At 45.8% G+C, this 2,144-nt stretch carries 1 pseudogene; it reads left to right on the top strand.

Going from position 1 to position 2,144, the window contains the following annotated elements:
• Window positions 1-2,144: pseudogene (locus BG32_RS08485) on the top strand (YjgP/YjgQ family permease); the annotation flags it as partial.

Genomic DNA, 2,144 nt, shown 5'->3' with positions numbered 1-2,144 from the left:
TATGTAACTACATGTGACAAGACCCACCCCCATTACCGCTTCAGAGTCTCCTCCGCGGTAGTTACACCTGGAAAGGGAATGTCGGTGCAGAACATGCTTATGTATATCGGCAATGTTCCTGTATTCTATCTTCCAGCTTATTACTTTCCTCTCGACGACCCAGAACGAAGGCCTTTCGACGTTGACCTTAGCGGCATTACCGAAGCCAAGACAAGAATAACTTTACGGTATTTAGAACTGGACTGGTTACTCCTACAGGGAACCTGGTACAGGGACTGGATTTCCACCGAAGACGCCTTCACTGCGAAGTCCGTCTTATACACACCCTTGGGAGATTTGGAACTGTTCGGGCAGTTCGGACAGCAGAAGGAAACGAGTTACGGGGCGTACGTTTTGCTAAAACCCGCTTTCGACTGGCTGAGGATTCAGGGAGGAGCCCTTTATCTTAGCGGTCCTTCGTTAAAGGAACTTCAAACTCCATTCAGTGGAATAAATCTTGGTGAAACCATCTCAAAGAACAAAGTAACTCAGCTCGATCCGTTTGCAGTCAAGGAATCAATGAATGCGACGGAGATGCAGTTGGCATATGTTCAGCTTCTCTCGCCTCAGGACTGGGAGCTTGAACTAGACGTAATTGGAGCCTTCGCAAGATACGATGATGAGAACCTTTGGATGGTGAATCTTCAAAACCTTACCGTACCATCCGATGGCAGTATTGATGCAGGTTTCTTCAAGTTAAGCACATCGGAGTTCAATGTAAACGGCCTTTTCGGTCAGAGATATGTGAATAATAAGGTGCTGTACTCTTTGAGGACCAAGGCCTCGGTTTTGAAGACGGAAAGCTCCCTTTTTGGTGCCGACGCTTCGGTAGATTCACTGAACTTCACCTTGGCCTCAAATGCGGCAACGGTAACGGAACTATTCGACCCCTCGAACATGGAGGATTTCGTGCTGGAGGTGAACAAATACCTTTTCACCGCTGGCAACCTGAAGATTGGCGGTGATATCAAGAGCACATTCGATGCTTCAACTACTGAACTCAATATCATAATGCCCTCTGACAACAAAGGAATTGGAAGAAACTACTTGACATATGCCTCGGATGACGGGAAACTGAAGGTAAACGGCAGATATGCACTGGATTTCGATTCGCTCCATGAGAAGAACAAAGATAAACTTTTCTGGATAGATCCCTTCGACATTCTTTATGACGGCTTTGTCTCGGTGGAACTTAAGTTCTATTTTGAATCTAGATACGACAAGTCATTTAAGATTGAAGGAAAGAAGCTTCGTGTGTACAAGGATATTGAGCTTTATAAAGGCGAATGGGGATTGCTTTCGGTGGATGTAATCCTAGAACCAGCTTATGAAGCTGGTTTCATATATGACTCGGAAGAGGGTTGGGAACTAACCAAAAACGAAATTCCCGTCACTCTCAAGAACGAGGTTACCTTTAGACCTTTCGATTGGTACTATGTCGGCCTTCAGTACAACCCCGTTCTTACCTATGATTTCATAAACAGGGAATGGAGGCTCGATCATCCGGGAAAACTGTTGACCGGTATCGATACGGAGATATTCAAGGCTGACTATGCCCTGGAATTGGATTACGAAGAACTAGTGGCAAGTCCAACAGAGATGAACTGGCTTGGCAAGGGAATTCTTACTACTGAGGCTGAATTCGCGTTATGGGAAGTGACTCTAGGTCAAAAGACCGAGACTGTTTTTATGCCTGTCACTTCACAGGCATCCGAGACATCATACTCGGTCACATTTGATTCCGAGGTCTTTTCTCACAGTACGAAAAGCAAGGTTTACTGGCAGACCGGCGACAAGCTTGACGACTTTGTCAACAAGGAGAGGTTGACAATCAAAGTCGCAACTGAGACCAGCTTTGAATTCACTCTCGACTGGACTTTCGACGCCTCACCAAGCGTGGCGGACGATGAAAGGATGCTCAAAGATCTTGTTTTTGGCTCCTCGATTAGAGTAAAGGACTTTGCCGAACTCGGCGTCAAGTTCAGATATCCCTATCTGTTCGGTTCGAGAAAGATCTATGATCGACTAAAAATAGAGGTCAACGATCTCTCGATAGGCGATGTTTCATGGAAAAACGCTTCGATTGACTTCACTACGGGTTTTTC

The sequence above is a fragment of the Mesotoga sp. HF07.pep.5.2.highcov genome (assembly GCF_003666285.1).
Taxonomy (GTDB): Bacteria; Thermotogota; Thermotogae; order Petrotogales; family Kosmotogaceae; genus Mesotoga; species Mesotoga prima.
The sequence above is the reverse complement of the archived record's forward strand: the minus strand, read 5'-3'. Positions and strand labels throughout refer to the sequence as shown.